Here is a 25,903-nt window from a genome sequence, read left to right on the forward strand (position 1 = left end):
CTGGCTCAATGGAGGTTTAATGTCTTTTTCGCGATCAACTGCTTTTCGTCACCGCGCGGCACCTGCATTGAAGTCGGCGGCCAAATTCATCATTATCAATGCTGTTACCTACGGTCCCGCCGGTGTCACTGGCTGGGCAGTGAAATCGGTAGCGCGACGCCCGTTACGTCTGCTGCTCGCGGTGGCCCTTGAGCCATTACTGAAGCGCGTGATGAACCGGGTGGCTTCGCGCTTCATCAGGGAGAACGATGAAAAGACTGCAAACTGAATTAGTGGCGTTGATGAACCGTGGCGTCGATCGCCACCTGCGGCTGGCGGTAACCGGCTTAAGCCGCAGCGGTAAAACCGCCTTTATAACCTCACTGGTTAATCAGCTTTTAACGGTTCACAGCGGCGCACGTTTGCCGCTGTTTTCCGTTGTGCGGGATGAACGCCTGTTAGGCGTAAAACGGGTGCCACAGCGTGACATGGGCACGGCGCGGTTTACCTATGATGAAGGCCTGGCTCAGCTCTACAGCACGCCGCCTGCCTGGCCCACGCCAACCCGCGGCGTCAGCGAAATGCGTCTGGCGCTGCGCTACCGGCCTGATGATTCACTGCTGCGCCACCTGAAAGAGACGGCGACGCTCTATCTTGAGATTGTCGACTATCCCGGTGAATGGCTGCTGGATCTCCCGATGCTGGCACAGGATTACCTCGCCTGGTCCCGACAGATGAACGGTCTGCTACAGGGTGACCGCGCTGAGTGGGCTAAGCCGTGGCGCACACTCTGCGAAAAACTCGACGCGTTAGCCCCCGCCGATGAAACCCAGCTGGCGGAAATTGCTGCTGCCTGGACCAACTACCTGCATCGCTGTAAAACGGAAGGCTTACACTTTATTCAGCCTGGTCGCTTCGTGCTGCCCGGGGATATGGCTGGTGCGCCCGCACTGCAGTTCTTCCCCTGGCCGACCTCCGATGAGGCGCAACTGACTAAGCTGGCGCAGGCTGACAAAGGCAGTAACTTCAGCATGCTGCAGCAGCGGTTTAACTACTATTGTCAGCATGTGGTCAAAGGCTTTTATAAGAACCATTTCCTGCGCTTTGATCGCCAGATTGTGCTGGTTGACTGCCTGCAGCCGCTGAATAGCGGCCCCCAGGCGTTCAATGATATGCGACTGGCACTTACGCAACTGATGCAGAGTTTTCATTACGGTCAGCGTACCCTGTTCCGCAGGCTGTTCTCACCGGTGATCGACAAATTACTGTTTGCCGCCACCAAGGCGGACCACATCACCAGCGATCAGCATGGCAACATGGTGTCCCTGTTGCAGCAACTGGTACAGGATGCCTGGCAAAACGCGGCGTTTGAGGGAATCAGTATGGACTGCATCGGGCTGGCGTCGGTGCAGGCGACGCAGAGCGGGCTGGTCGATCACCGTGGCGAGAAGATCCCGGCCCTGCGCGGTCATCGTCTGACTGATGGCGAGCCGCTCACCGTCTATCCCGGCGAAGTGCCGCCTCGCCTGCCCGGTAATGCTTTCTGGCAGCAGCAGGGCTTTCAGTTTGAACAGTTCCAGCCTCAGCAGCTTGACGTCGATCGTCCGCTGCCGCATATCCGCATGGATGCCGCGCTGGAATTTTTATTGGGAGATAAATTGCGATGAGCGATCCGCTGAAGCCGCGTATCGATTTTGCCCGTCCGCTGGATGAGAGCAGCACGACGCCGCTGCGCCCGGCGCAGACCTTTGAAGCCGAAGCGCAGGCTGCATTTCTGGCGGTGCAGGATGAGGATGCCGCCGTCGAAGAGGAGGGCGCAGGTGAACGGGCGGTGGAAGCCGCGCTGAAGCCTAAGCGCAGTCTGTGGCGCAAAATGGTGACGGCAGGCGCGCTGCTGTTTGGCATCAGTGTGATTGCACAGGGTGTACAGTGGACGCATGATGCCTGGCTGGCCCGCGACTGGTTTTCGCTGGGCAGCGGCGTGGCAGGTGGCCTGATTGTGCTGGCGGGTGTGGGCGCGTTGACCACCGAGTGGCGTCGCCTCTATCAGTTGCGTCAGCGCGCGGAGGAGCGGGATGTGGGCCGCGAGCTGCTGCACAGTCATGGCATCGGCAAAGGCCGCGCATTCTGCGAAAAGCTGGCGCAGCAGGCGGAGCTGGATCAGGCGCATCCGGCCCTGCAGCGCTGGTATGCCTCGCTGCATGAAACCCACAATGACAGTGAAATCGTTCGCTTATATGCCCAGCTGGTGCAGCCAGTGCTGGATCGTCAGGCGCGACGCGAGATTAGCCGTCATGCAGCGGAAGCCACATTGATGATTGCGGTCAGCCCGCTGGCGCTGGTGGATATGGCGTTTATCGCCTGGCGCAATCTGCGGCTGGTCAACCGTATCGCGGCAATCTATGGCATTGAGCTGGGCTACTTCAGCCGCATCCGGCTATTCCGTCTGGTGCTGCTTAATATGGCCTTTGCCGGGGCGTCTGAACTGGTGCGGGAAGTAGGTATGGACTGGATGTCGCAGGATATCGCCGCCCGGCTTTCCACGCGTGCCGCGCAGGGTATTGGTGCAGGTTTATTAACCGCAAGACTGGGCATCAAAGCGATGGAGCTTTGCCGTCCGTTGCCCTGGCTGGAGCAGGATAAGCCGAGGCTCGGCGACTTTCGTCGTGAGCTGCTGGGGCAGATGAAAGAGGCGTTGCAGAAGGGTGGCAATAAGTCCGCCTGACGCGCTCATTAATAACTAAAGGCGGCCTGGCCGCCTTTTTTGATTAGTGTGGCTGGCGCAGGACCTGCCTCGAATCGATAGTCAGGCATTCACCCGGACATGCCGCTTCATCGGTGATCACCGGATCCGCTGGCAGCGTAAAGGCCATTCCGTTTTTCTCCCGGATAAAATGCGCCATTCCGGCAAATGTCCATGACATGCTCAGCCCAAGCCCACCGAAATCATCATATTTTCGTAACGTCGCAACTTTCGGCAAATACTCACCGGTCAGACGATAATAGAGCGCCCCTTTAAATCCCTTCGGCACCTGCTGGATGATCGCCTGATCGAGCAGGGCAAACTCTTTGCGAGCCGGAACTGAGTAACCGTTGATCAGATGGCTTATTGTCAGCGAGCCAGCCACGATCACCAGCAGCGCATAAAATGGCTTTTTCCATTTTAACTTTTTGCTGATTTCAAACAGGCCGAGAATGAACACGCTGGTGGTTATCAGCGCACCGGCAATCAGTGTCCGGTAAGCCGCCATGCTTTCGCTGACAATCAGATTAGGCAGTGCGGCAATCAGCAGTAAGACAAACATCAGATAAAATTTGTCGTTGCCCGCGGCTTTAATTTTCTTCAGGCCAAAACCAATAATGATCGAAGAGACAATCACCGACACCGTTTTTGCGCCAAGGTCAAAGTTGCAGATTACGTTCTTCAGGTATTCGGTAAAAAACCATTTCAGCTTAACCGGTATGTCGTAGCTGAATGCTGAGCGTGGCAGCGTATGACCATAAAGCTGGACGGGCAGCACCTTCGAGGCGATTAGCGCTGCAAACATGCCTGCACCCAGCACCATCAGAGAGATAAGCGCCTGTTTCTTATCCATTTTCCGCGCGGAAAAGCAGAGGTCCAGCGCAGCAAAGAAGGTAAAGCTCATCGCAGCGGGTTGATAGAGACAGAAAGCGATGGTCAGCAGGCAGAATGCAAACAGACGGGTCGGGATGCCCGGTTTAATTGACAAACGGTAGCTGGCACCCGCCAGTAAAATCGCAGCGGTATAGGGGAAACAGGATGCCCATGCAACGTAAACCTGAAATGAAGGGAGCAGACACAGCAATAATGCAAAAGTCATTCGCTGAGCCTGATTCTCCAGTAGCCCCTCTTTCTGACACAGGATATAGATGTAATACCCGGTAAAAATGAGCAGAACAATCGCGACTGAACGCAGCAGTGCCAGCTTTTCTACGCTCTCCACCAGAAAAGAGGCGCTGTACTGAATAATTCCATACACCGGCCTGCCGGATAACGTGTCCCAGTTCAAAATACTGAGCTTGTCAAAGTTAGCCCAGTAGAGATTCGTCCAGTCATCGGTATAGGCGTAATGGGTTAAATAAGCGGGGCTGTAAGCAATCAGAAAAACTACCGCAATAAGTAAAAAAACCTTACGACGTGTCAGTCCGGTATCAGTGGCGAACATCTTTCATCCTTTTTTTAATCTGGCCATCTTCTCTGCGCCTGAACGGGCAGTTTAATCCGTGTTCTGAGGCGGGTTTAGTCTGGTCGTCGCGGATTTTCGCAAAATATAGCGAGGCCGGTTTTTGGTTTCCATATAGATGCGGCCAATATATTCACCCAACACGCCAATGCCAATAAGCTGAACCCCACCGAGAAACAGCACCGAAACCAGAATAGAGGGGTAACCCGGTACCGGATTACCGAACAGCAGCTTATCCACGATCATCCAGAGTCCGTACAGAAAGGCCAGCGAGGCCACCAGAAAACCCAGATATGACCAGATGCGTAGCGGAACGGTAGAGAATGAGGTCAGTCCCTCCAGCGCAAGATTCCATAGCTTCCAGCCGCCGAATTTACTGCGGCCAGCAATTCGCTCAGTGCGCACATATTCCACAATGTCCGTCTGTCCGCCGACCCAGCTCAGAATGCCCTTCATAAAGAGATTTTTCTCGGGCAAGAGCTTAATGTTTTCAACCACTTCACGCGACATCAGCCGGAAATCACCGACGTTCTCTTCTATCTGCGGATCGCTGATGCTGTTATGCAGTTTATAGAACCAGTGCGCTGTTTTGCGTTTGAGGTGACCATCGGCACGTCTGTCAATCCGCTTGGCTAACACGATATCAGCGCCTGCCTGCCATTTACGGATCATGTCAGGAATAATCGTGATCGGATCCTGCAAATCCACATCAATCGGGATCACGGCATCGCCGGTTGCGGCTTCCAGGCCGGCAAACAGCGCCGGTTCCTTGCCGAAATTACGAATAAACGACAGACTGCGTACCAGCGGATCGCGCTGGCTCAGTTGCGTTATCAGTTTACAGGTTGCGTCTGTGCTGCCATCATCGATAAAAACAATCTCAACCTGCCACTCTGCCAGCGCTTCATATTTTCTGACCGCATCATAAAAAAGAAGGACAACCTCCTCTTCATTAAATACCGGCACCACCAAAGAGATTTTCATTATTCTCCTTTGAATATGACAAAGCGGGAAAAAAGAAAGCCACACACCAGGCTGATAGCTGATGAGGTGACAAGGGTAATAATCGGATAGAGGCCTAACCGATCCGCCAGATAACCTACGCTGAATGCCATCACGCCCATAAAAACGACGTAAAGAATATAACGCCACGCGGTCGCCTGTTGTTCAAAGGTCCAGCGCGCATTCACAAAGAAAGAGAAGGTGACGGCCATGCTAAAAGCAATCAGGTTAGCAGTTGACTGCATGAGACCCAGGCTCAGGGCGATGAAAAATGTCACCCAGTGAATCAGGGTATTAACCATACCCACAGTCAGATATTTTGCGAAGAAAGTCAGCATTTTATAATCAATTCTATACAGTTGAGAAAAATATACCCTGGTCAGCCCGCAATCAACAGTCCGGTGCTGACAAAAACTGACAATTAACCGGAAATGACAGTCCACAGAAGGGCCGTACAAAAGTCCACCATATGCGCCAGAACTGTCAAGATTTCCTGACAGAGACCTTTCTGCAGGTGCGCCACATAGCGTATTATTGTTTTATCTGAACCTGATTAAGGCGAACGCAATGCGTCTGGAAGTGTTCTGTCAGGACCGTATCGGTCTGACGCGCGAACTGCTTGACCTGCTGGTGGCACGCAACATTGATTTACGCGGCATTGAAATTACGGCGCTGGGCCGCATCTATCTGAACTTTTCTGCACTGGAATTTGACGCCTTCAGTAATCTGATGGCGGAAATCCGGCGTACACCCGGCGTAACAGATGTGCGCACGGTGACGTACATGCCCTCTGAACGGGAGCATCGCGCGCTGAGTGCGCTGCTGGTGGCGATGCCGGATCCGGTTTTTTCCATCGACCTGAAAAGCAAGGTTGAGCTGGCGAATCCCGCTGCTCAGAACCTGTTTAATCTCGATGAAGAAAAGATGCGCAATTTTAGCGCCGGTTATCTGATTAACGGCTTTAATTTCCTGCGCTGGCTCGAGAGCGAAAGGGTTGAGGCGCAGGCCCACCATGTCGTCATTGAGGGGCGTGATTTTCTGATGGAAGCGCGTCCTATCTACCTGCCGGGTGAAGAGGGCCAGAGTGACAGGCCGGTTGGGGCGATGGTAATGCTGAAGTCGACAGCCCGCATGGGCCGCCAGTTGCAGAATCTGGTGGTCACCGACGAATCGGAGTTTGACCATATCATTGCCGTCACGCCGAAGATGCGTCAGGTCGTCGATCAGGCGCGCAAACTGGCGATGCTTGATGCGCCGCTACTGATTGCTGGCGACACCGGCACCGGGAAAGATATGCTGGCACGCGCCTGCCATCTGCGCAGCGCCCGCGGGAAAAATCCTTTCCTGGCGCTGAACTGTGCCTCTCTGCCTGACGACGTGGCGGAAAGTGAGCTGTTTGGTCATGCTGCCGGTGCTTATCCGAATGCGCTGGAAGGCAAGAAAGGCTTTTTCGAGCAGGCTAGTGGCGGCTCGGTTCTGCTGGATGAGATTGGCGAGATGTCGCCAAGAATGCAGACGAAGCTGCTGCGTTTTCTGAATGACGGCACTTTCCGTCGCGTCGGTGAAGAGCATGAAGTTCATGTCAATGTGCGGGTAATTTGCGCCACGCAGAAGAACCTGATTGAACTGGTGCAGCGCGGTGAGTTCCGCGAAGATCTCTTCTACCGTCTCAATGTGCTGACGCTGCAACTGCCACCGCTGCGCGACCGTCCCCAGGACATTCTGCCGCTGACCGAGATGTTTGTGGCCCGTTTTGCGGATGAGCAGGGGATGGCGCGTCCGCGTCTGTCGCCACAGCTCAATGCGTTTCTGACCCGTTATGCCTGGCCTGGTAATGTGCGTCAGTTAAAAAACGCGCTGTACAGGGCGTTAACTCAGCTGGAAGGATACGAGCTGCGTCCGCAGGATATCGTGTTGCCTGAACAGGCGCTGGATGTGTCACTCGGCGATGAAGCCATGGAAGGAACGCTGGATCAGATCATCAGCCGCTTCGAACGCTCGATTCTGACGCGGCTTTATCTCTCTTATCCCAGCACCCGAAAGCTGGCAAAACGGCTGGGCGTGTCACACACCGCGATTGCCAATAAGCTGCGGGAATATGGTCTGGGGCAGAAGCGCAACGAAAGCGAATAAGCGGCAAACAGAAGGTGAAAGCGGATAACCGGGTTATCCGCTTTTTTATTACTTCAGCGCGGCCAGCGCAGCGTCGTAATCAGGCTCTGTGGTAATTTCATCTACCAGCTGGCTGTAAATCACTTTATCGTTCTCATCCAGCACGATCACCGCACGAGCAGTCAGACCTTCCAGCGCACCATCGGCAATTTCCACGCCATAATCATATTTAAACTCCGAGCCGCGCAGCGTCGACAGGGTCACTACGTTGCTCAGGTTCTCTGCACCACAAAAACGTGACTGGGCAAACGGCAGATCCGCAGAAATACACAGCACCACCGTGTTATTCAGTTCGCTCGCAGCCTGATTGAACTTGCGCACTGATGAAGCACAGACGCCGGTATCAACACTCGGGAAAATGTTCAGAATTTTGCGTTTTCCTGCATACTCAGAGAGCGCAACGTTGACCAGATTTTTAGCGACCAGCGTGAAAGCTTTGGCTTTATCGCCAGCCTGAGGAAACTGACCAGCAACCGGTACGGCGTTACCCTGAAAATGAACAGTCTGAGACATAGTGATTCCTTTTGATGAGAAAAAATATCCAACACAAAACGGCTAAAGATAGTCGTTGTTTATGACATAAATGTTAAGGGTTTACGAGTTCAATTGTTGAATTTAACGTGGCGGTCTGCCACTGCATCACACACTGTGGAGTGGAAATGAGAACGGTAAAAAGTTATCCCGAAGCCTGGCCGTTGCATACGCCGTTTGTCATTGCCCGCGGAACCCGGACCGAAGTCAAAGTGGTAGTGGTAGAAATTGAAGAAAACGGTGTCAAAGGTGTCGGAGAAGCGACGCCTTATGCGCGCTACGGTGAAAGCGAAGCCTCGGTGCTGGCGCAAATCGCCACGCTGCTGCCTGCGCTGCAACAGGGCATGACGCGCGAAGCGCTGCAACAGGCACTGCCAGCTGGTGCCGCGCGCAACGCGATTGACAGCGCCCTATGGGATTTGGCCGCACATCAGCAGCAGAGCAGCCTCTGGCAGCTTAGCGGCGTTACCGCCCCTGAGGATGTGGTCACCGCACAGACCGTCAGTATCGATACTCCGGAGGCGATGGCCAGCAGCGCGCTGGCGCTGTGTCAGCATGGTGCAACGCTGCTGAAGGTTAAGCTGGACGATAATTTCATCACAGAACGGCTGATGGCGATCCGCACAGCCGTGCCGGACGCGACCCTGATTGTGGATGCGAATGAGTCATGGCACGCCGAAGGCCTGGCGGCACGCTGTCAGTTGCTGGCCGATATCAATGTGGCGATGCTGGAGCAGCCTCTGCCCGCGGATGAGGATGCGGCACTGGAGAACTTTATCCATCCGTTACCGATCTGCGCGGATGAGAGTTGTCATACCCGCGAAAGCCTGGCGGCACTACAAGGCCGCTATGAGATGGTCAACATTAAGCTGGATAAAACGGGTGGACTGACCGAGGCGCTGGCGCTGGCCGACGCGGCTCAGGAGCAGGGTTTTGCGGTGATGCTGGGCTGCATGCTCTGTACCTCGCGGGCGATACGCGCTGCGCTGCCGCTGGTTCCGCAGACTCGCTTCGCCGACCTCGACGGGCCAACCTGGCTGGCGGTTGATGCAGAACCGGCGATCAACGTGCGCAACGGTCAGCTGATTATTACTGCCAGCGCAGCAGGTTGACCATCATCTCAAGGTAAGTTTCCGTGGCTTCATCCACGGAAATCACCGGCATTTCAGCGGTGACGCAGGGCAGACTGAGATCGTGACACCAGCTGCCGAATGAACCGGGTGTGTCATAGCCGATGCTGCTGACGCGGGGAAGGACGGTGTGGCTGGCCAGCCAGCCGCCAATTTCCACCTGATGCGGATCGTCAATGCAGCCCAGCGGTTCATGCCATGAGACGATCCAGCACGGCTTAAGCTGATGAATCAGGGCACAGAGTGCCTGGGTTTCCGGCTCAGAACCCGGATGCGTGCCGGTTGAAAGGGCCACATCACGCGCATCGGCCGCGCTGTTCCAGCGATACACCGTCTCGCCTGACTGCCAGTTTGCTGCCGGGAAGTTACGGTTGAGATCGACGCCATTTGCGTTAGCGCGCAGCCCAAGCTGACAGCCATCCGGATTGACCGCTAATACCACATGGTGTCGACGCATGCCGTCGGGCAACGTGCGTAATGCGGCGGAGAGCGTCGCGATGGCCGCATTCTCATCACCGTGGGTGCCGGCAAGGATCAGACCGCTGTCAGGATCGCCGAGCGGAGCCGGAAACCACAGCAGCGGTGCGCCCAGCACAGAGCGGCCGTACTGCTGATAGGGAACGTCAAGTTTGCCCCGCAGGGGTCGCGGATGGAGTGGTGACATACTCATTTCCTCAAAGGGTTTTACTCAAAGTAGCGGAAAAGCCGTGCGCGGAAAATAGCTATTTATCTGTCAGCCATTTGCGCTAAAGTGCCCTGCACAAGCTGTATCAGCAACAGACTGATGCAGCACTTCTTTGGGGTAAAGGAGTGATGATGGTTAAGACCTTTCGCATGACGCTGGCAGCAATCAGTCTGAGCAGTGTTATCACACCCGCTATCGCGGCGAATCCACCCGCTGGCGCACAGCTGGCTGAACAGCAGCAGATCGTTCGCCATATTAAAGATGAACCCGCCTCACTTGATCCGCTTAAAGCAGTCGGACTGCCGGAAATTCAGGTGATTCGCGATCTGTTTGAAGGCCTGACCAATCAGGATGCGCAGGGCAAGATCGTGCCGGGCGTGGCACAGAGCTGGAGCAGTAACGACAACAAAACCTGGGTCTTCACCCTGCGCAATAACGCGCGCTGGTCAAACGGCGAACCGGTTACTGCGCAGGATTTTGTCTATAGCTGGCAGCGCCTGGTCGATCCTAAAAACAGTTCACCCTTTGCCTGGTTCGCGGGCTTAAGCGGTATTGAAAATGCGGCAGCGATTACCAAAGGCGAAATGACGCCCGATAAGCTGGGTGTCGTCGCTCAGGGTAAAACGCAGCTGAAAGTGACGCTGGATCGTCCGGTGCCATGGTTCCCGGCGCTGGTGGCTAATGTAGCGCTCTTCCCGGTTCCTCAGAAGACGATTGCGCAGGAGGGTGACAGCTGGACGGCACCCGGCAAACTGGTGGGCAACGGTGCTTATCAGCTCAGTGAGCGGGTGGTAAATGAAAAAATCGTCCTGGTCCGTAATCCGGGCTACTGGGATGATGCGCATTCGGTGCTGACAAAAGTGACCTTTGTCCCGCTCAATGAAGAGTCGAGCGCCACCAAGCGCTATCGCGCGAATGATGTCGATATCACCGAGTCCTTCCCTAAGAATATGTATGCGATGCTGAAAAAAACGTTGCCGGGAGAGGTCTACACACCCGACCAGTTAGGCACCTATTACTATGCCTTTAATACGCAGAAGGGGCCGACTGCTGATGTGCGGGTCCGTAAAGCGCTGTCATGGTCTATTGACCGCAAAGTAATTGCTGAAAAAGTGCTGGGCACCGGTGAGAAGCCGGCGTGGCACTTCACGCCAGATGTGACAGCAGGCTTTAAGCCCTTGCCCACTTTCATGCAGCAGCACGATCAGAACACCCTGAACGCGCAGGCGAAAGCACTGCTGACATCAGCCGGATATGGTCCTGGCAAGCCATTAAAACTTAAGTTGCTCTACAACACCTCTGAAAGCCATCAGAAGATTGCGATTGCCGTGGCCTCAATGTGGAAAAAGAACCTCGGGGTGGATGTTACGCTAGAGAATCAGGAGTGGAAAACCTATATCGACAGCCGTAATAGCGGGAACTTTGATGTGATTCGTGCTTCGTGGGTGGGTGACTACAATGAGCCCTCTACCTTCCTGAATCTGCTGACCTCAGGCAACAGCAGCAATATTTCGCGTTTCAGCAATGCGGATTATGATGCGGTCATCGCCAAAGCCAGCCGTGAGACCAACGACCAGGCGCGCAACAGCGACTACAACCGGGCGGAGCAGATCCTGGCTGAACAGACACCCATTGCCCCGATCTATCAGTACACCAATGGCCGCCTCATTAAGCCCTGGGTCAAAGGCTATCCCATTACCAATCCTGAAGACGTCGCCTACAGCCGTGAACTCTGGATTGAAAAGCACTAAGCCACTGGTGGCCGGTTTTCCGGCCATCGGCTGACATCTTTCTACACAGCCCGGAGATTGCAACTCAACGCCGTCACGCTAGACTGTATCGTATTGATTTTAGTAGAGAGGGGACGGTGTGGACGTTATTGAAGGAAAAGCATTACAGGTTTCAGATGCCATCATTTCCTGCCAGCTGGATGGTAAGGGTGGGATGATCCCGATTGCTGAAGATGAAGTCATCCAGTGTGAGCAGCCCTGCTGGCTGCATCTCAACTATACCCATCGCAAGAGCGCCGAATGGCTGCAGTCAACGCCACAGATCCCCGATACGGTGCGTGACGCCTTAGCGGGCGACAGCATGCGTCCTCGCGTCAGCCGACTTGGCGACGGGTTTATGATCGTACTGCGCAGCGTCAACCACAATAGCGATGCACGTCGCGACCAGCTGGTGGTCATGCGGGTGTTTATCAACGACAAGCTCATCGTCTCGACCCGGCGGCGCAAAGTCTCTGCCGTTGATGAAGTGCTCACCGATTTGCAAAACGGCAATGGCCCGATTGACTGCGGCAGCTGGCTGGTGGATGTCTGTGATGCGCTGACCGATCACACCAGCGAATTTATCGAAGAGTTACATGACAAAATCATCGAGCTGGAAGATGCGCTGCTTGATCAGCGGATGCCCGCGCGCGGCGAGCTGGGCCTGCTGCGCAAGCAATTGATTGTGATGCGGCGTTATATGGCACCTCAGCGCGATGTCTATGCCAGGCTGGCCAGTGAAAAACTGGCCTGGATGGATGACAGCGAACGCCGCCGGATGCAGGACATCGCCGACCGTCTGGGACGCGGGCTGGACGATCTGGATGCAGGCGTGGCGCGCACCGCGATTCTGGCTGATGAGGTCGCTTCTGCAATGGCAGAATCAATGAATCGCCGTACCTATACCATGTCACTGATGGCGATGATCTTTCTGCCCGCCACGTTCCTGACTGGCCTGTTTGGCGTCAACCTGGGCGGCATTCCGGGCGGTGAATGGAAATATGGGTTTTCAATCTTCTGTCTGCTGCTGTTGGCGCTGGCAGTAGGGGTAGCGGGCTATCTGCGTAAACGGCGCTGGCTCTGATGCGCCAAAGGGTAATGCGGTAATCCCGATATAGGAGCTGAAAATCCCGTTAAGCGAGCAAAAGCTGATCGACATCAAGAACCCGTTGCCGCAGCTGACGCAAACTCTCTCCCGCAGGTGAATGCAACGTCAAGCGATGGGCGTTGCGCTCCATATTGTCTTACTTCCATATTTAGAATTATTGCATAGCACATTTAATTCGAAACATGCCGGCCAGTGTGCCGGCTTTTTTTTGTCTGCCTGGCTGTAACGCCGTTCCTTATCTAAACTTAAACTCCATTCGCAAGAAAAGGAGTACGGCATGAGCGCGATTCTTAACAGCGAGCCGATCCCCACGGATCCAGTCCCGATTCCTGAACCCATTCCCCGGCCGCAACCGCAGCCTGATCCACCAACCGATCCGGAATTTCCGCCGATAATGGATCCACCGCCACATCGAAACATATAAAATAGGGCGTGCTGCCTGCAGCACGCCCTTAAACTTTCCCGCACTTATTTAATCTGAAGTACATCCAGACGCGTGCTGATATCGGGTGCATCGTCTTCATCGACCCGCCAGCCCACAGGCTGTGCTGGCAGCGTTTCCCGGTCAAAGGCGAGATCGCCGCCATCAACGACTGCATCGCCATGTTTGATGCTTTTAAAATCGAACAGACTGACATCGGCCAGGTGCGACGGCACCACGTTTTGCATCGCGCTGAACATGGTTTCAATACGGCCAGGATAGCGCTTATCCCAGTCACGCATCATATCGGCTACCACCTGACGCTGCAGATTCGGCTGTGACCCGCAAAGGTTGCACGGAATAATCGGGAACTGACGTGCTTCGGAGAAACGAATAATATCTTTCTCACGGCAGTAGGCCAGTGGACGGATCACAATCTGCCTGCCATCGTCGCTCATCAGCTTTGGCGGCATGCCTTTCAGTTTTCCACCATAGAACATGTTCAGGAACAGCGTCTGCAGGATGTCATCGCGATGGTGGCCCAGCGCAATTTTAGTGCAACCGAGTTCTGTCGCGACACGATAGAGAATGCCACGGCGCAGGCGCGAGCAGAGTGAGCAGGTCGTTTTGCCTTCCGGAACCTTATCTTTGACGATGGAATAGGTATCTTCTTCGACAATCCGGTACTCAACACCCTGCGACTCAAGATATTGCGGCAGGATATGCTCAGGGAAGCCCGGCTGTTTCTGGTCAAGGTTGACGGCAATCAGGCTGAAGTTCACCGGTGCGCTTTTTTGCAGACTGCGCAAAATTTCCAGCATGGTGTAGCTGTCTTTTCCGCCCGACAGGCAGACCATGATGCGGTCGCCTTCTTCAATCATATTAAAATCTGCAATGGCTTCGCCGACATTACGACGCAAACGCTTCTGCAGTTTATTCAGGTTGTACTGTGCTTTCTTGTCAACCGTTTGATTATCTTGCATTTTTACCTATCTCAAAAACCAGAAAGCGTAGCAAAAAGGCGAATTGATGCGCGCGCCCAGCCGGTCACTTCACTGTGATGTTACGAATATGCAGCGTATGGTACGGATTGTTGACGCGAATGCCAGTACTGGAGTGAAGTATTCAGCGGATAATCGCCGTCAGAGTCACAGGCCGCGTTACCTGTCAGGGCGATGATTGCCGCAATGCGGTACTACGAAAGAGCGCGAGCAAAGAGGGCGGGTTTTGCTTCGTCGTGAGTAATCCGGCGGGCTGTGAGGTAATACGGAAAGCGATCAGCTGCGCGATGTCAGCTGACGGGCACATCTCTCCACTGAAAATCAATTTCATCACTGTGCATTGAACAGGACGGCGGTGATGACGGGTAAGCAACAGTCCGCGGATGCTCCCTTTTTACCGCACAACCTGTGGTCATAAAAATGACAGAGATAATTATAAAAATTTCATCAGCACTGCCGGATTAATAAAAAAACAGACCGCGCTGCTATAACTTAATCAGGCCTGAATGCATTCCAGGTTGTATCGGTCTGATTTGATGCACATCAAAATAAATGTTTCTGTTTAATTGGCAGAGAGTCTGATATTAATCACTGTTTTCATTTTTCAGGTGATAATCTTAAAAACGGGCTCTGTTGAATGTGCGTTGACCTATCGGGTTTATAATAAATTCAGACGTGCTGGCGTGTTGTTTATCTCTTTTAAAAAATAGCTTTATAATCCCTGTGACACGTACTAAAAAATGACTTTCCAGTAAAATCAGGTGATGTTCATGACATCCGATAAGCAGACTGCGTAAGAGCGGGCGTTTACATTTATGCTTATATCCATTGACACAGACTCTCTTACATTGACCCGTCGCTTAGAACATTTCGTCAATACAGACTGCCTGTGAAGCCGTTTAATGTCGGGCTATCAATGTGAAAAAAATGAATCAATATTTTATGTTTATGAGGCATCCGGATAAAAATCGCAAAATAAAAAAGTACGGCATCAGATTTATTATGACGCTGATTCTTTTTACTTTGCTATGTTGTGATTATGTATTGCGGCGTTCTGCTGTTGGTCAACCGGCATGGCTTACGCCATTTTATGCTGCACGGAATTCAGCCGCAGGCCTTAAAAATCCAGCGATAAGCATGATGTAAAAAATGCCTGAGTACTTCCAGAATATCTTCCGCACCTTCTCCAGCAAGACATTGTCCGGTCTCCAGCGCATTATTAACCGAGTTCCGATGATCCAGAATCATCATGATCGCTACAGCGCCCGCAATCAGCGTAAAAATCAGCACGATTAATGCAGGCTGGTTATTTTTCCGCGTAGCAGCAGGCAGAGTATCTTGAGAATGGTCAGAGTTTTGGCGCATTGGTCCCCGGTGAAAATTATTACAATGATAAACAATAACGGATTATGCCATTAATTACCGGCTCGCTCTATGTCTCCGGTCAGGCTGTGGCGTCTTTGATTTGCGGGCAAATGGATTCGGAGGGGGGGGGCTGAAGGCGCTGGCTGCTACTAACCGCCTTCTGCGATGTCCCGATGCCTGCAGGGAGATATCGGGTCTGTGCCGTATTTCCGGCGGGATTACATCATTTCCAGCGACTGAACCCCCTTGATCTCGATGACCTTGTCATAGAGGTGCGCATCGTTTGATCTGCGTGAAAGCGTCACCTGAACACTGAGTTCGCACAGACCGCTCTCTTCATCACGATTAATTACCGTCACATTACCGTAGCGAATGCCTTCGCGCTGCATCACCAGCAGCACCAGCGGCACGCTTTTAGGCTTAAGGAAAACCAGCAGCGTATGGTGTTTGCCGATTAAAACATGGCTCAGGCGGCGGAACACCTCCAGCACCACCAGCGCCAGCACTGTGCCATAGATGCCGATCTCATACATGCCGCTGCCGATTACCAGACCAATCGCCGCCGTTACCCATAATCCCGCAGCCGTGGTTAAGCCTTTCACCACCTGCTTCTGAATCATGATAGTGCCCGCGCCAAGAAAGCCCATTCCACTGACCACCTGAGCGGCAATACGGCTGGGATCCAGCGCCACGTGGTCGCTGCTGAGCATGTCGGCGAAGCCATATTTCGACACCAGCATAAACATGGCACTGCCGATACCGACCAGAATATGGGTACGCAGCCCCGCTTCCTTGGCCCGCATCTGACGCTCCAGACCAATCAGGCCGCCGAGAATGCCAGCAAGGGCGATGCGAATTAACATATCCATTAACATGGCTTTACTCCGAAATAAGAGGGGCCGCAAAAGGGTGACAGTTCAGCGATAACAGGTAAACAAGATAATTCTGCTTGCAAATGACGCCGGAGAATTTTGTAAAAAGCTGTTTCACCTCTCGACCCCTTGTGTTGCCTGACATATGCTGACCCAGCCTATTACACCCATTCCCGGAGTCCGACTGATGAAAGCAGCCACCTTTTTGCTGGCCGGTGCCGCGCTATTACTCTCTGCCTGCAGCAGCAACAGTGATGATAACGAGCCACCACAACAAGCCACCGCCGCCCATATCCAGCCACGGGTGGTGATGTCTTCCCTGGCAGAAAGCACCTGTTCAAATGCGGGCGGAATGCTGGCGTTTTCACATCAGCTGGATGGTTCACGCGTGGGAATGTGTCAGTTAGTGAATGGCCGTCGCTGTGATGAGCAGGCGTTAATTGGCGGGAATTGCGCGCGCTGATGAACAGGCCGGATTGCTCCGGCCCGCATAGCTATAGAGAATAATCAGGCAGAGAGCCGGTTCGGACACTCTTCCCCCCGGTCGAGCTGGCTGAGATTACTCAGCGTCGTTTCAGAAATGGCGGTCAGCGCTTCGGCGGTTAAAAACGCCTGATGGCCGGTGAACAACACGTTATGGCACGCTGACAGACGACGGAACACATCGTCCTGAATCACATCATTCGACTTATCTTCAAAGAACAGGTCGCGTTCATTCTCATAAACATCCATGCCGAGCGCGCCGATCTTCTGCTGTTTCAGCGCGTCAATCGCCGCCTGTGAATCAATCAAACCACCGCGACTGGTGTTGATAATCATCACGCCATCGCGCATCTGTTTAAACGCATCGGCGTTAAGCAGGTGATGATTTTCCGGTGTCAGCGGGCAGTGCAGCGTGATGACGTGGGATTCAGCAAACAGCGTCTTCAGATCGACATATTCCGCGCCCAGTTCCAGTGCCTGCTGGCTTGGGTAAGGATCAAATGCCAGCAGCCGCATACCAAATCCTTTCAGAATGCGCATCGTCGCAATCCCGATTTTACCGGTGCCGATAACGCCCGCAGTTTTGTTGTGCATGTTAAAACCGGTCAGGCCATCAAGCGAAAAGTTTGCGTCACGGGTACGCTGATAAGCACGATGAATACGGCGGTTCAGGGTCATCATCAGGCCAATCGCGTGTTCCGCGACCGCCTCTGGTGAGTAGGCCGGAACCCGGACGACTTCCAGACCCAGCTCTTTCGCCGCAGCCAGATCGACATTATTGAAACCGGCACAGCGCAGCGCGATATATTTCACACCCAACCCGGCCAGTTCTTCCAGCACCGGGCGACACCCGTCGTCGTTGACAAAAATGCAGACGGCATCGCAGTCCACAGCTGTTTTGGCCGTGCTTTCAGAGAGTAAAAAGTCAAAAAACACCAGTTCAAAACCGAACTGCTGATTAACCTGATCAAGGTATTTCTGATCGTAATGTTTGGTGCTGTAAACCGCGATCTTCATCGTTATGCTCCTGCAGAGTGATAAATCAAGGATAACGTTTTCTGACTGACTTTGCTGAAACAGCTGATTTGCGCCAGGCGAAGGCCTTCACCTCTGGCAGATTACATGCCATCATTCCTGTCAGGATACTGTAAGGAAAAGGATTATGGCTTTTATGCCACGGATTTTCCGGCGACGGCTGGTGGCCATTCTGGCGGTGATCCTGCTGCTGCTCGGCCTGATGTTGACTGTGACGCAATGGCTGCCACGGCTGGCCGGCATCTGGCTGCCTGACGGGACGCGCATTGCGCTGTCAGGCGCGCCGCGCTGGCGGAACGGTGGACTGTGGTTGCCTCAGATTCGCTATCTCGCCGGTGATTGCTCGCTGGCAACAGTAAAGGCGGTGTCACTGGGCTGGCATCAGTCGCGCTGGAAACTCAATGCGGAAGCGCTGACGCTGGATAGTGACTGCCTGCAAAAATTACCGGCCAGTAACAATACGGCTGCGCCCAAAACGCTGGCCGAATGGCAGGCAATGCTGCCTGGCGCCGACGTTCATCTGGGCAAACTGATTGTCGCGCCCTGGCAGACCTATGCGGGTGCGCTGGATCTGACGCTGGAAAAAGATCGCCAGCAACTTAATTATCAGGGCGATAATCTGCAGCTGGCGGCCACGCTGACCGGTCAACAGCTCGCTATCCGTCGCCTGACGCTCACTCATCCTGCACTGCCTGAACCCGTCACGCTGAGTGGTCATCTGGAGTTACCCACCTTCGCCACTGATCTGCCGGTAAACGGCGAGGTGGCCGGACAGCTGGCGCTGGACGCGCTGCCGCATCCGCTGCAGCTGACGCTCAACTGGCAGCAGCAGCAGGGTGAGTTACGCGTGGCGATGGCGGAAGAGAACCGACCGCTTCTCCGGTTACCCTGGCAGGTCAGCCGCGATCAGATTCGGATCGAAAAGGGTGAATATTACTGGCCGCTGGCGTCTCAGCCCTTGTCTGGGTTTGTTAACCTGACGCTGGATAACTGGCAGTCGGGCCCTGAAGGCAGCCAGATCACAGGTCGCGTTAACCTGCTGACGCAGGGACGCGGCGGCAAAGGCAACGTGGTGCTGGGCGTCGGGCCTGGTAACCTTAGCCTGACCAACAGCAACCTGCCGTTTCAGCTGACTGGTGAAAGCAAACTGGCCGATCTGCAACTTTACGGCTCGATTCCGGGTGCGCTTAGTGGTTCGCTGCTCGATCCTCAACTGGTGCTGCAACCTAAATCGCTGCTGCGTCTGCGTGGCCGGCTGCTGTCAACGCTGGAAGTGGATGAGGCGCGCTGGCCGCTGGCGGGTGTGAGGCTCTCCTCACAGGGCATAGAGGGTCGCCTGCAGGCTATTCTCAATGCACACGATGTCAGTTTTGGCCGCTTCCGGCTGCATCTCGATGGCCGTGCCACGAATTTCTGGCCCGATAAGGGCGAATGGAACTGGCGCTACTGGGGCGGAGGCGAGATGCTGCCGCTGCAGGCTCGCTGGGATGTCAAAGGAACCGGCGGCTGGCATGACACGCTGATCCAGCTTGATACTCTGTCTGCCGGCTTTAATCAGCTGGCTTACGGCAGCGTCAACATAGCAAAACCGCGTCTGACGCTGACTGAACCGGTAAACTGGCAGCGTGATGCGGCACATCCTTCTTTTAATGGCCATTTCAGACTGCAGGCGGGACCGACACGCTTCACTTATGGCGGCCGTCTGGCTGACTCAGCGCTCGACTTTGAAGCTAAAGGCCGGGATCCCGGCTATTTCCTCTGGCGGGGCGAGTTAAACGCGGGCAAGGTTGGCCCGCTGCGGGTGAATGGTCGCTGGGATGGCGAACGATTACGCGGCCAGGCCTGGTGGCCGGCTCAGTCGCTGACGGTATTTCAGCCGCTGATCAGCCCCGACATGAAAATGCAGATTCAGGGCGGCAGTCTGCAGGCACAGGTCGCTTTTTCCGCTGCCAGCGATCAGGGCTTCCAGGCCGGGGGCCACTGGACGGTCAGACAGGGCAGCGTCTGGACGCCGGACAGCCAGATAAACGGTATCGACTTCTCGCTGCCCTTCAGATTCCACGAGCAGCAGTGGCAGTTTGGTCAGCATGGCCCGGTTTCACTGCGCATTGCCGAGGTAAAGAACCAGTTTGCGATACAGAATATTCGCGCCGACCTGCAGGGAAACTGGCCATGGTCTGAACAGGCGCCGCTGACGCTGCAGGATGTCAGCCTCGATCTGCTGGGCGGACAAATCACGCTGCCATCCCTGCGCATGCCGCAGCATGAACCCGCCCGGGTGTCGCTGCGTCAAATCAGCCTCAGCGAACTTGTCACGGCACTGAAGCCGAAACAGTTCGCCATGTCAGGCAAGGTTAACGGCGAGCTGCCGCTGTGGCTCAATAACCCACGCTGGCTGGTGGAGAAAGGGTGGATTGCCAACAGCGGCCCGCTGACCTTCCGGCTGGATAAAGATATGGCGGATGCCATTACCCGCAACAACGTAGCGACCGGTGCGGCGCTGGACTGGTTACGCTATATGGAAGTCTCCCGCAGCTGGGCCACGATCAATCTGGATAACCTCGGCGACCTGACGATGGAAGCGCAGGTGCAGGGCGTCAGCCAGTTCAGTAACCGTCGGCAGACGGTCAATCTCAACTATCATCATCAGGAAAACCTGTTTCAGCTCTGGCGCAGCCTGCGCTTCGGCGATAATTTGCAATCCTGGTTAGAGCAACATGCGACTTTGCCGTCGAACAAGGACAATTCACCATGAGCCTGAGGCCACTACTGATTCTGGCAGCCGGACTGCTGAGCATCGGCTGCGTGCCGCGCATCGAAGTCACGGCACCTAAAGATCCCATCACCATCAATATGAACGTAAGAATCGAGCATGAGATTCACATCAAAGTCGACAAGGATGTGGAAGCGTTACTAAAAAACCAGAGCGGTCTGTTCTGAGGAGAGCCACGATGAAACGCATAAGTGCGGCGCTGTTACTCTCCGTGGCGATGGCGCAGCCTGCCTGGGCACTGACGCTCGATGAAGCGCGGCAAGCAGGTCTGGCAGGCGAAACGCTCTCAGGCTATCTGGCGGCACGTTCACAGGACAGTGACACGCTGGCGCTGGTACAGCGTATCAACGCCGGACGTAAGCAGGCCTATCAGCGGCTGGCAGAGCAGAATAATCTTTCCACGGCTGATATCGCCAGTATTGCCGGACAGAAGCTGGTGGGCCGTGCGGCAGCAGGGGAATATGTGCGCGGCATTAATGGTCAGTGGCTAAGAAAAGGAGCAGGCAGCGGCCAGTGACAGGCGTAAAAAACCGGGCGCATCGCCCGGTTTACAGCATCATCATGAGATGACGGAGACTTATGCGGTTACGATCTGCTTAATTGTGTCTTTTGCTTCAGCGGTCGCTTTGCTGGCCACTTCCGGACCGTACGCGATGCCTTCAGCAAACACGAACTCCACGTCAGTGATGCCGATAAAGCCCAGGAACAGCTTAACGTAAGGGGTCAGCAGGTCAGTTGGGGTATCTTTATGAATGCCGCCACGGCTGGAGATCACCACAGCCTTTTTTCCTTTAACCAGACCTTCCGGGCCTGCTTCGGTGTAGCGGAACGTCACGCCTGCACGGGCAATCAGGTCGAAGTAGTTTTTCAACTGGGTTGGAATGTTGAAGTTGTACATTGGCGCGGCAATCACCACTTCGTCATGAGCCTGCAGTTCTGCAATCAGTTCATCGGACAGATCCAGTGCTTCCTGCTGACGAGGTGACAGCGGCGTTTCGGATGGGCGCATTGCACCCACTAACTCACCATCCAGAACCGGAATCGGGTTAGCGGCCAGGTCACGTACAGTCACTTCTTTACCCTGTGCCTTTGCCTGTTCGATATAGAAGTCAGCAAGCTGGCTTGATTGTGAGTAGCCTGCAAGGATGCTTGATTTCAGAACTAAAACTTTGCTCATGGTGGTTTCCTGTCTGTTACGCGGAAGACTTTCCGCTCAATGGTTTACACTCTACGGTTATCGATGGCGCGGTGAAAGCGCAATATTTCGAGACCCATATTCGAATTTATTGAATAAGCGTAACCGGGGCCAGCCGCCGTAACAGTTCAGAATGTGCTATGATGCGCACAATTATTTTTATTGAATCAGCTGGTTATCCCGGCTTGCAGGGCGCTGCTTCTCGCAGCGACACCGTCTGAGTAAGGTACGTCACTATTATGTCATCTCCCGATACTTCCCCACTGGCAGCGCTCTGGCCACGGCTCGATGGTGTCATGCTGCGCGATCGCCAGCGTCTGCAGCGCCGCTTGCAGGGTGCCAGAAAAGCTAAAAATCCTGAAGCGCAGCAGAGCATTGCCAGCGAGCTGGAGCAGGAATTTTTTGCTGCTGAACAGCGCGTGGCCCAGCGCCGCGCGGCGACGCCAGCCATAACCTTCCCGGACAATCTGCCGGTCAGTCAGAAGCAGCAGGATATTGCGGGGGCGATTCGCGACAATCAGGTGGTGATTGTTGCGGGCGAAACCGGCTCAGGTAAAACCACGCAGCTGCCGAAAATCTGTCTGGCGCTGGGACGCGGTATCAACGGGTTAATTGGTCATACGCAACCGCGCCGTCTGGCTGCGCGCACCGTGGCGAACCGCATAGCCGATGAGCTCAGTACCTCACCGGGCGGCTGTGTCGGCTATAAAGTGCGGTTTAACGACCAGGTCAGCGACCTGACACAGATTAAACTGATGACCGACGGGATCCTGCTGGCGGAGATCCAGCAGGATCGCCTGCTGATGCAATATGACACTATCATCATTGATGAGGCGCACGAGCGCAGCCTGAATATTGATTTCCTGCTCGGTTATCTGCGTGAACTGCTGCCGCGCCGACCCGATATGAAAGTGATTATCACCTCGGCAACCATCGATCCACAGCGCTTCTCACGGCACTTCAATAATGCGCCAGTGATTGAAGTTTCTGGCCGGACTTACCCGGTCGAAGTGCGCTACCGGCCGGTGGTTGAAGAAGCGGATGATGGCGATCGCGATCAGCTGCAGGCAATTTTTGATGCGGTGGATGAGCTTGGACGCGAGAGTCGCGGCGATATCCTGATCTTCATGAGCGGTGAGCGCGAAATCCGCGATACCGCCGATGCGCTGAACAAACGCGACCTGCCGCACACCGAAGTGCTGCCGCTCTATGCGCGACTGTCGAACGCCGAACAGAATCGGGTATTTCAGTCGCACAGTGGCCGTCGCATCGTGCTGGCGACTAACGTCGCGGAAACCTCGCTGACGGTGCCGGGCATCAAATATGTTATCGATCCTGGCACGGCGCGTATCAGTCGCTACAGCTTCCGCACCAAGGTGCAGCGCCTGCCAATTGAGCCGATATCGCAGGCCTCTGCCAACCAGCGAAAAGGGCGTTGCGGCCGTGTTTCAGACGGTATCTGTATTCGTCTCTACTCAGAAGATGACTTCCTGAGCCGTCCGGCTTTTACCGATCCGGAAATCCTGCGTACCAACCTGGCGTCGGTGATCCTGCAGATGACCTCGCTGGGACTCGGCGTAATCGCCGCATTTCCATTTGTGGAAGCGCCCGATAAGCGCAACATTCAGGATGGCGTCCGCCTGCTGGAAGAGCTGGGTGCGCTGACACTGAATGAGGAGAGCGGACACTATAAACTCACCGGCTCCGGGCGCCAGCTGGCACAGCTGCCGGTCGATCCGCGTCTGGCACGGATGGTGCTGGAAGCGCAGAAATTTGGCTGCGTACGTGAAGTGATGATCATCACCGCCGGTCTGTCGATTCAGGACCCACGCGAGCGCCCGGCAGAGAAAAAGCAGGCGTCCGATGAGAAGCACCGGCGCTTTGCCGATAAAGATTCCGACTTCCTCGCCTATGTGAATCTCTGGAACTACCTGGCGGAGCAGCAGAAAGCGCTGTCGGGCAATCTTTTCCGCCGCCAGTGCAAAAGCGACTTCCTGAACTATCTGCGCGTGCGGGAATGGCAGGATATTTATACCCAGCTGCGGCAGGTGGTGCGTGAACTGGGCATTCCGGTTAACAGCGAACCGGCTGAGCTGCAGCCCGTCCACTGTGCGCTGCTTAGCGGTCTGTTGTCGCACATCGGCCAGAAGGACACCGACAAGCAGGAGTACACCGGCGCACGCAATACACGCTTCTCGATTTTCCCGGGTTCCGGGCTGTTTAAGAAGCCGCCGAAGTGGGCCATGGTGGCAGAGCTGGTTGAGACCAGCCGTCTGTGGGGCCGCACGGCGGGGCGGATTGAGCCCGAGTGGATTGAGCCGCTGGCGCAGCATCTGATCAAGCGCAGCTACAGTGAACCGCACTGGGAGAAATCGCAGGGCGCGGTAATGGCGGCTGAGAAGGTTACGCTCTATGGCCTGCCAATTGTCGCCGCGCGCAAGGTGAACTATGGCAGCATTGATCCCACTCTGAGCCGTGAGCTGTTTATCCGTCACGCGCTGGTGGAGGGCGACTGGCAGACGCGTCACGCCTTCTTCCGTGCTAACCAGAAGCTGCGCAGTGAAGTCGAAGATCTGGAACATAAATCCCGCCGTCGCGATATTCTGGTGGATGACGAAACGCTGTTTGCTTTTTATGACCAGCGCATTGGCAAAGAGGTTGTCTCAGCGAAGCATTTCGACAGCTGGTGGAAAAAGGCCAGCCGTGAAAACGCGGAGCTGCTGAACTTCGACAAACAGATGCTGATCAAAGAGGGCGCGGATAAGGTCAGCCAGCTTGATTACCCTAACGTCTGGCATCAGGGTAACCTTAAACTCAAGCTGAGTTACCAGTTCGAGCCGGGTGCCGATGCGGATGGCGTGACGGTACATATTCCGCTGCCGTTGCTGAATCAGATTGAAGATAGCGGTTTTGAATGGCAAATCCCCGGGGTTCGCCGTGAGTTGATCATCGCACTGATTAAGTCACTGCCCAAGCCGTTGCGCCGCAACCTGGTGCCGGCACCCAACTACGCCGAGGCGTTCCTGGGACGTGTCAACGCAATGGAGATGCCGCTTCTCGATGCGCTGTCCCGTGAGTTTCGCCGGATGACCGGCGTCACGCTGGAGCGGGAAAACTGGCAATGGGAACAGGTCCCCGATCATCTGAAAATGACCTTCCGTGTGCTGGATGAGCACAACCGCAAACTGCTGGAAGGTAAAGATCTCACCGCGCTCAAGGCACAGCTGAAAGGCAAGGTGCAGGAGACGCTGTCGAAAGTGGCAGATGACGGGCTGGAGCAGAGCGGTCTGCATATCTGGAGCTTTGGTGAACTGCCGCGCAGCTACGAACAGAAGCGCGGTAGCTATCAGGTCAAAGCCTGGCCTGCACTGGTCGATGAGAAAGAGAGCGTCGCCATTCGCCTGTTTGACAGCGAGCCGGAGCAGCAGAAAATGATGTGGCGCGGTCAGCGTCGTTTGCTGCTGCTGAATGTGCCGTCACCGGTTAAATATCTGCACGAGAAGCTGCCGAACAAAGCCAAGCTCGGTCTTTACTTCAACCCTTATGGCAAAGTGCTGGAGCTGATTGATGACTGCATCGCCTGCGGTATCGATAAACTAATGGGTGAGGCGGGCGGTCCGGCCTGGGATCAGACCTCGTTTGAGCAGTTGCGTGACAAGGTTCGCGGCGAACTCAATGAGACCGTCGTGACCATTGCAAAGCAGGTTGAGCAGATTCTGACGGCTGTCTTCAACATTAATAAACGTCTCAAGGGCCGGGTCGATATGACGATGGCGCTGGCGTTGTCCGACATCAAGGCGCAGTTAAGTGGTCTGGTTTATCGCGGCTTTGTCACCGGCAACGGCTGGCAGAGACTGGCGGATACACTGCGTTACCTGCATGGCATTGAGCGGCGGCTGGAAAAACTGCCTGCCGATCCACACAGCGATCGTGCGCGGATGTTAAAAGTGCAGGCAGTAGAACAGGCGTATCAGGCGTGGCGCAACAAATTGCCGCCGCAGCGTCAGGATGATGAAGAGGTGAAGAACATTCGCTGGATGATTGAGGAACTGCGTGTCAGCTACTTTGCTCAGCAACTGGGCACGCCGTATCCCATCTCGGAGAAGCGTATTCTGCAGACAATGGAACAGATAGCAGGGTAAAAGTCAGGATGCGCGCCGTAACAGGCGCGCACCTG

At 54.9% G+C, this 25,903-nt stretch carries 23 protein-coding genes; 13 read left to right on the plus strand and 10 right to left on the minus strand.

Annotated elements, in window-relative coordinates; genetic code table 11:
* Positions 1 to 19 precede the first annotated feature (19 nt).
* Genes pspD through QSK07_RS04635 form a run of 3 tightly spaced genes read left to right on the plus strand, consistent with a single transcriptional unit; the run spans position 20 to position 2,704 of the window.
* Positions 20 to 268 carry a phage shock protein PspD gene (pspD, locus tag QSK07_RS04625; RefSeq protein ID WP_003853796.1) on the plus strand — a complete coding sequence of 83 codons (249 nt, stop codon included), beginning with the start codon at positions 20 to 22 and terminating at the stop codon, positions 266 to 268.
* Positions 249 to 1,646 carry a YcjX family GTP-binding protein gene (locus QSK07_RS04630; protein ID WP_098050428.1) on the plus strand — a complete coding sequence of 466 codons (1,398 nt, stop codon included), beginning with the start codon at positions 249 to 251 and terminating at the stop codon, positions 1,644 to 1,646. Before pspD ends, QSK07_RS04630 begins: the two co-directional genes overlap by 20 nt.
* Positions 1,643 to 2,704, plus strand: coding sequence for a YcjF family protein (locus QSK07_RS04635; protein WP_098050429.1), 1,062 nt, complete (start codon positions 1,643 to 1,645; stop codon positions 2,702 to 2,704). The genes QSK07_RS04630 and QSK07_RS04635 overlap by 4 nt, the downstream gene beginning before the upstream one ends.
* Before the next feature lie 43 nt (positions 2,705 to 2,747).
* On the opposite strand, the gene QSK07_RS04640 is transcribed toward QSK07_RS04635, so the two are convergent.
* From QSK07_RS04640 to QSK07_RS04650, 3 genes are read right to left on the minus strand one after another with little or no spacing between them, the layout of a single operon-like run.
* Positions 2,748 to 4,166 (minus strand): hypothetical protein, encoded by a 1,419-nt coding sequence (locus QSK07_RS04640; RefSeq protein ID WP_285720563.1) that lies wholly within the window; start codon positions 4,164 to 4,166, stop codon positions 2,748 to 2,750.
* Between the two features lie 51 nt (positions 4,167 to 4,217).
* Positions 4,218 to 5,168, minus strand: a complete 951-nt coding sequence (locus QSK07_RS04645) for a glycosyltransferase family 2 protein (protein WP_285720564.1) — start codon at positions 5,166 to 5,168, stop codon at positions 4,218 to 4,220.
* A complete protein-coding gene (locus QSK07_RS04650) occupies positions 5,168 to 5,524 on the minus strand; it encodes a GtrA family protein (RefSeq protein WP_285720565.1) in 357 nt (118 codons plus the stop codon). The genes QSK07_RS04645 and QSK07_RS04650 overlap by 1 nt, the downstream gene beginning before the upstream one ends.
* A 229-nt stretch (positions 5,525 to 5,753) precedes the next feature.
* Here QSK07_RS04650 and tyrR point away from each other — a divergent pair, with 229 nt between their 5' ends.
* Entirely contained in the window at positions 5,754 to 7,319 is a 1,566-nt protein-coding gene (gene tyrR / locus QSK07_RS04655; RefSeq protein WP_285720566.1) for a transcriptional regulator TyrR, read from the plus strand.
* Positions 7,320 to 7,367: 48 nt separating this feature from the next.
* Here the strand turns inward: tyrR and tpx are convergent, their stop codons facing one another.
* Entirely contained in the window at positions 7,368 to 7,871 is a 504-nt protein-coding gene (gene tpx, locus QSK07_RS04660) for a thiol peroxidase (RefSeq protein WP_013357974.1), read from the minus strand.
* A gap of 146 nt (positions 7,872 to 8,017) precedes the next feature.
* On the opposite strand from tpx, the gene ycjG reads away from it, so the two are divergent.
* On the plus strand, positions 8,018 to 9,001 hold the full coding sequence (ycjG, locus tag QSK07_RS04665) for an L-Ala-D/L-Glu epimerase (protein WP_285720567.1): 984 nt from the start codon (positions 8,018 to 8,020) through the stop codon (positions 8,999 to 9,001).
* Here the strand turns inward: ycjG and mpaA are convergent.
* On the minus strand, positions 8,979 to 9,683 hold the full coding sequence (mpaA, locus tag QSK07_RS04670; RefSeq protein ID WP_275219389.1) for a murein tripeptide amidase MpaA: 705 nt from the start codon (positions 9,681 to 9,683) through the stop codon (positions 8,979 to 8,981). The two genes, ycjG and mpaA, sit on opposite strands and share 23 nt — an antisense overlap.
* Positions 9,684 to 9,835: 152 nt before the next feature.
* Here mpaA and QSK07_RS04675 point away from each other — a divergent pair, with 152 nt between their 5' ends.
* The 3 genes from QSK07_RS04675 to ynaL all read left to right on the plus strand — a co-directional run bounded on the left by QSK07_RS04675 (position 9,836) and on the right by ynaL (position 13,005).
* The gene (locus tag QSK07_RS04675) at positions 9,836 to 11,455 is read left to right on the plus strand and encodes a peptide ABC transporter substrate-binding protein (RefSeq protein ID WP_285720568.1); all 1,620 of its coding nucleotides are present in this window, start codon (positions 9,836 to 9,838) and stop codon (positions 11,453 to 11,455) included.
* A gap of 118 nt (positions 11,456 to 11,573) precedes the next feature.
* Positions 11,574 to 12,557: a zinc transporter ZntB gene (gene zntB / locus QSK07_RS04680; RefSeq protein ID WP_285720569.1), complete on the plus strand. Its 984-nt coding sequence runs from the start codon at positions 11,574 to 11,576 to the stop codon at positions 12,555 to 12,557.
* Between the two features lie 301 nt (positions 12,558 to 12,858).
* Entirely contained in the window at positions 12,859 to 13,005 is a 147-nt protein-coding gene (gene ynaL / locus QSK07_RS04685; RefSeq protein ID WP_275219390.1) for a proline-rich small protein YnaL, read from the plus strand.
* Positions 13,006 to 13,049: 44 nt separating this feature from the next.
* Here the strand turns inward: ynaL and ttcA are convergent, their stop codons facing one another.
* The 3 genes from ttcA to QSK07_RS04700 form a co-directional block, all read right to left on the minus strand.
* The gene (ttcA, locus tag QSK07_RS04690) at positions 13,050 to 13,985 is read right to left on the minus strand and encodes a tRNA 2-thiocytidine(32) synthetase TtcA (protein ID WP_285720570.1); all 936 of its coding nucleotides are present in this window, start codon (positions 13,983 to 13,985) and stop codon (positions 13,050 to 13,052) included.
* Positions 13,986 to 15,107: 1,122 nt separating this feature from the next.
* Positions 15,108 to 15,368: a hypothetical protein gene (locus QSK07_RS04695; RefSeq protein ID WP_098050439.1), complete on the minus strand. Its 261-nt coding sequence runs from the start codon at positions 15,366 to 15,368 to the stop codon at positions 15,108 to 15,110.
* A 218-nt stretch (positions 15,369 to 15,586) separates the two neighbouring features.
* Positions 15,587 to 16,243 carry an MgtC/SapB family protein gene (locus tag QSK07_RS04700; RefSeq protein ID WP_275219391.1) on the minus strand — a complete coding sequence of 219 codons (657 nt, stop codon included), beginning with the start codon at positions 16,241 to 16,243 and terminating at the stop codon, positions 15,587 to 15,589.
* 184 nt (positions 16,244 to 16,427) lie between these two features.
* Between QSK07_RS04700 and QSK07_RS04705 the strand changes: the two genes are divergently transcribed.
* The gene (locus QSK07_RS04705) at positions 16,428 to 16,703 is read left to right on the plus strand and encodes a putative hemolysin (RefSeq protein WP_285720571.1); all 276 of its coding nucleotides are present in this window, start codon (positions 16,428 to 16,430) and stop codon (positions 16,701 to 16,703) included.
* A 44-nt stretch (positions 16,704 to 16,747) separates the two neighbouring features.
* Here the strand turns inward: QSK07_RS04705 and QSK07_RS04710 are convergent, their stop codons facing one another.
* On the minus strand, positions 16,748 to 17,740 hold the full coding sequence (locus QSK07_RS04710; protein ID WP_285720572.1) for a 2-hydroxyacid dehydrogenase: 993 nt from the start codon (positions 17,738 to 17,740) through the stop codon (positions 16,748 to 16,750).
* A 145-nt stretch (positions 17,741 to 17,885) separates the two neighbouring features.
* Here QSK07_RS04710 and QSK07_RS04715 point away from each other — a divergent pair, with 145 nt between their 5' ends.
* The 3 genes from QSK07_RS04715 to QSK07_RS04725 are packed head-to-tail and all read left to right on the plus strand — an operon-like array spanning position 17,886 to position 21,048.
* The gene (locus tag QSK07_RS04715; RefSeq protein ID WP_285720573.1) at positions 17,886 to 20,513 is read left to right on the plus strand and encodes a YdbH family protein; all 2,628 of its coding nucleotides are present in this window, start codon (positions 17,886 to 17,888) and stop codon (positions 20,511 to 20,513) included.
* Positions 20,510 to 20,698, plus strand: coding sequence for a YnbE family lipoprotein (locus QSK07_RS04720; protein WP_098050443.1), 189 nt, complete (start codon positions 20,510 to 20,512; stop codon positions 20,696 to 20,698). The genes QSK07_RS04715 and QSK07_RS04720 overlap by 4 nt, the downstream gene beginning before the upstream one ends.
* A gap of 11 nt (positions 20,699 to 20,709) precedes the next feature.
* Positions 20,710 to 21,048 carry a YdbL family probable chaperone protein gene (locus tag QSK07_RS04725; RefSeq protein WP_285720574.1) on the plus strand — a complete coding sequence of 113 codons (339 nt, stop codon included), beginning with the start codon at positions 20,710 to 20,712 and terminating at the stop codon, positions 21,046 to 21,048.
* Positions 21,049 to 21,108: 60 nt separating this feature from the next.
* Here the strand turns inward: QSK07_RS04725 and QSK07_RS04730 are convergent, their stop codons facing one another.
* Positions 21,109 to 21,708, minus strand: coding sequence for an FMN-dependent NADH-azoreductase (locus QSK07_RS04730; protein ID WP_285720575.1), 600 nt, complete (start codon positions 21,706 to 21,708; stop codon positions 21,109 to 21,111).
* A 257-nt stretch (positions 21,709 to 21,965) separates the two neighbouring features.
* On the opposite strand from QSK07_RS04730, the gene hrpA reads away from it, so the two are divergent.
* Complete coding sequence (gene hrpA / locus QSK07_RS04735) at positions 21,966 to 25,868, plus strand: ATP-dependent RNA helicase HrpA (protein ID WP_285720576.1); 3,903 nt, start codon at positions 21,966 to 21,968, stop codon at positions 25,866 to 25,868.
* Positions 25,869 to 25,903: the final 35 nt, after the last annotated feature.

Source organism: Pantoea sp. QMID4 (genome assembly GCF_030270445.1).
GTDB lineage: Bacteria > Pseudomonadota > Gammaproteobacteria > Enterobacterales > Enterobacteriaceae > Pantoea > Pantoea vagans.

Coding starts and splice junctions, on each gene's coding strand:
- pspD (WP_003853796.1), top strand. CDS start 20: ATGTCTTTTTCGCGATCAACTGCTTTTCGTCACCGCGCGGCACCTGCA.
- QSK07_RS04630 (WP_098050428.1), top strand. CDS start 249: ATGAAAAGACTGCAAACTGAATTAGTGGCGTTGATGAACCGTGGCGTC.
- QSK07_RS04635 (WP_098050429.1), top strand. CDS start 1,643: ATGAGCGATCCGCTGAAGCCGCGTATCGATTTTGCCCGTCCGCTGGAT.
- QSK07_RS04640 (WP_285720563.1), bottom strand. CDS start 4,166: ATGTTCGCCACTGATACCGGACTGACACGTCGTAAGGTTTTTTTACTT.
- QSK07_RS04645 (WP_285720564.1), bottom strand. CDS start 5,168: ATGAAAATCTCTTTGGTGGTGCCGGTATTTAATGAAGAGGAGGTTGTC.
- QSK07_RS04650 (WP_285720565.1), bottom strand. CDS start 5,524: ATGCTGACTTTCTTCGCAAAATATCTGACTGTGGGTATGGTTAATACC.
- tyrR (WP_285720566.1), top strand. CDS start 5,754: ATGCGTCTGGAAGTGTTCTGTCAGGACCGTATCGGTCTGACGCGCGAA.
- tpx (WP_013357974.1), bottom strand. CDS start 7,871: ATGTCTCAGACTGTTCATTTTCAGGGTAACGCCGTACCGGTTGCTGGT.
- ycjG (WP_285720567.1), top strand. CDS start 8,018: ATGAGAACGGTAAAAAGTTATCCCGAAGCCTGGCCGTTGCATACGCCG.
- mpaA (WP_275219389.1), bottom strand. CDS start 9,683: ATGTCACCACTCCATCCGCGACCCCTGCGGGGCAAACTTGACGTTCCC.
- QSK07_RS04675 (WP_285720568.1), top strand. CDS start 9,836: ATGGTTAAGACCTTTCGCATGACGCTGGCAGCAATCAGTCTGAGCAGT.
- ynaL (WP_275219390.1), top strand. CDS start 12,859: ATGAGCGCGATTCTTAACAGCGAGCCGATCCCCACGGATCCAGTCCCG.
- ttcA (WP_285720570.1), bottom strand. CDS start 13,985: ATGCAAGATAATCAAACGGTTGACAAGAAAGCACAGTACAACCTGAAT.
- QSK07_RS04695 (WP_098050439.1), bottom strand. CDS start 15,368: ATGCGCCAAAACTCTGACCATTCTCAAGATACTCTGCCTGCTGCTACG.
- QSK07_RS04700 (WP_275219391.1), bottom strand. CDS start 16,243: ATGTTAATGGATATGTTAATTCGCATCGCCCTTGCTGGCATTCTCGGC.
- QSK07_RS04705 (WP_285720571.1), top strand. CDS start 16,428: ATGAAAGCAGCCACCTTTTTGCTGGCCGGTGCCGCGCTATTACTCTCT.
- QSK07_RS04710 (WP_285720572.1), bottom strand. CDS start 17,740: ATGAAGATCGCGGTTTACAGCACCAAACATTACGATCAGAAATACCTT.
- QSK07_RS04715 (WP_285720573.1), top strand. CDS start 17,886: ATGGCTTTTATGCCACGGATTTTCCGGCGACGGCTGGTGGCCATTCTG.
- QSK07_RS04720 (WP_098050443.1), top strand. CDS start 20,510: ATGAGCCTGAGGCCACTACTGATTCTGGCAGCCGGACTGCTGAGCATC.
- QSK07_RS04725 (WP_285720574.1), top strand. CDS start 20,710: ATGAAACGCATAAGTGCGGCGCTGTTACTCTCCGTGGCGATGGCGCAG.
- QSK07_RS04730 (WP_285720575.1), bottom strand. CDS start 21,708: ATGAGCAAAGTTTTAGTTCTGAAATCAAGCATCCTTGCAGGCTACTCA.
- hrpA (WP_285720576.1), top strand. CDS start 21,966: ATGTCATCTCCCGATACTTCCCCACTGGCAGCGCTCTGGCCACGGCTC.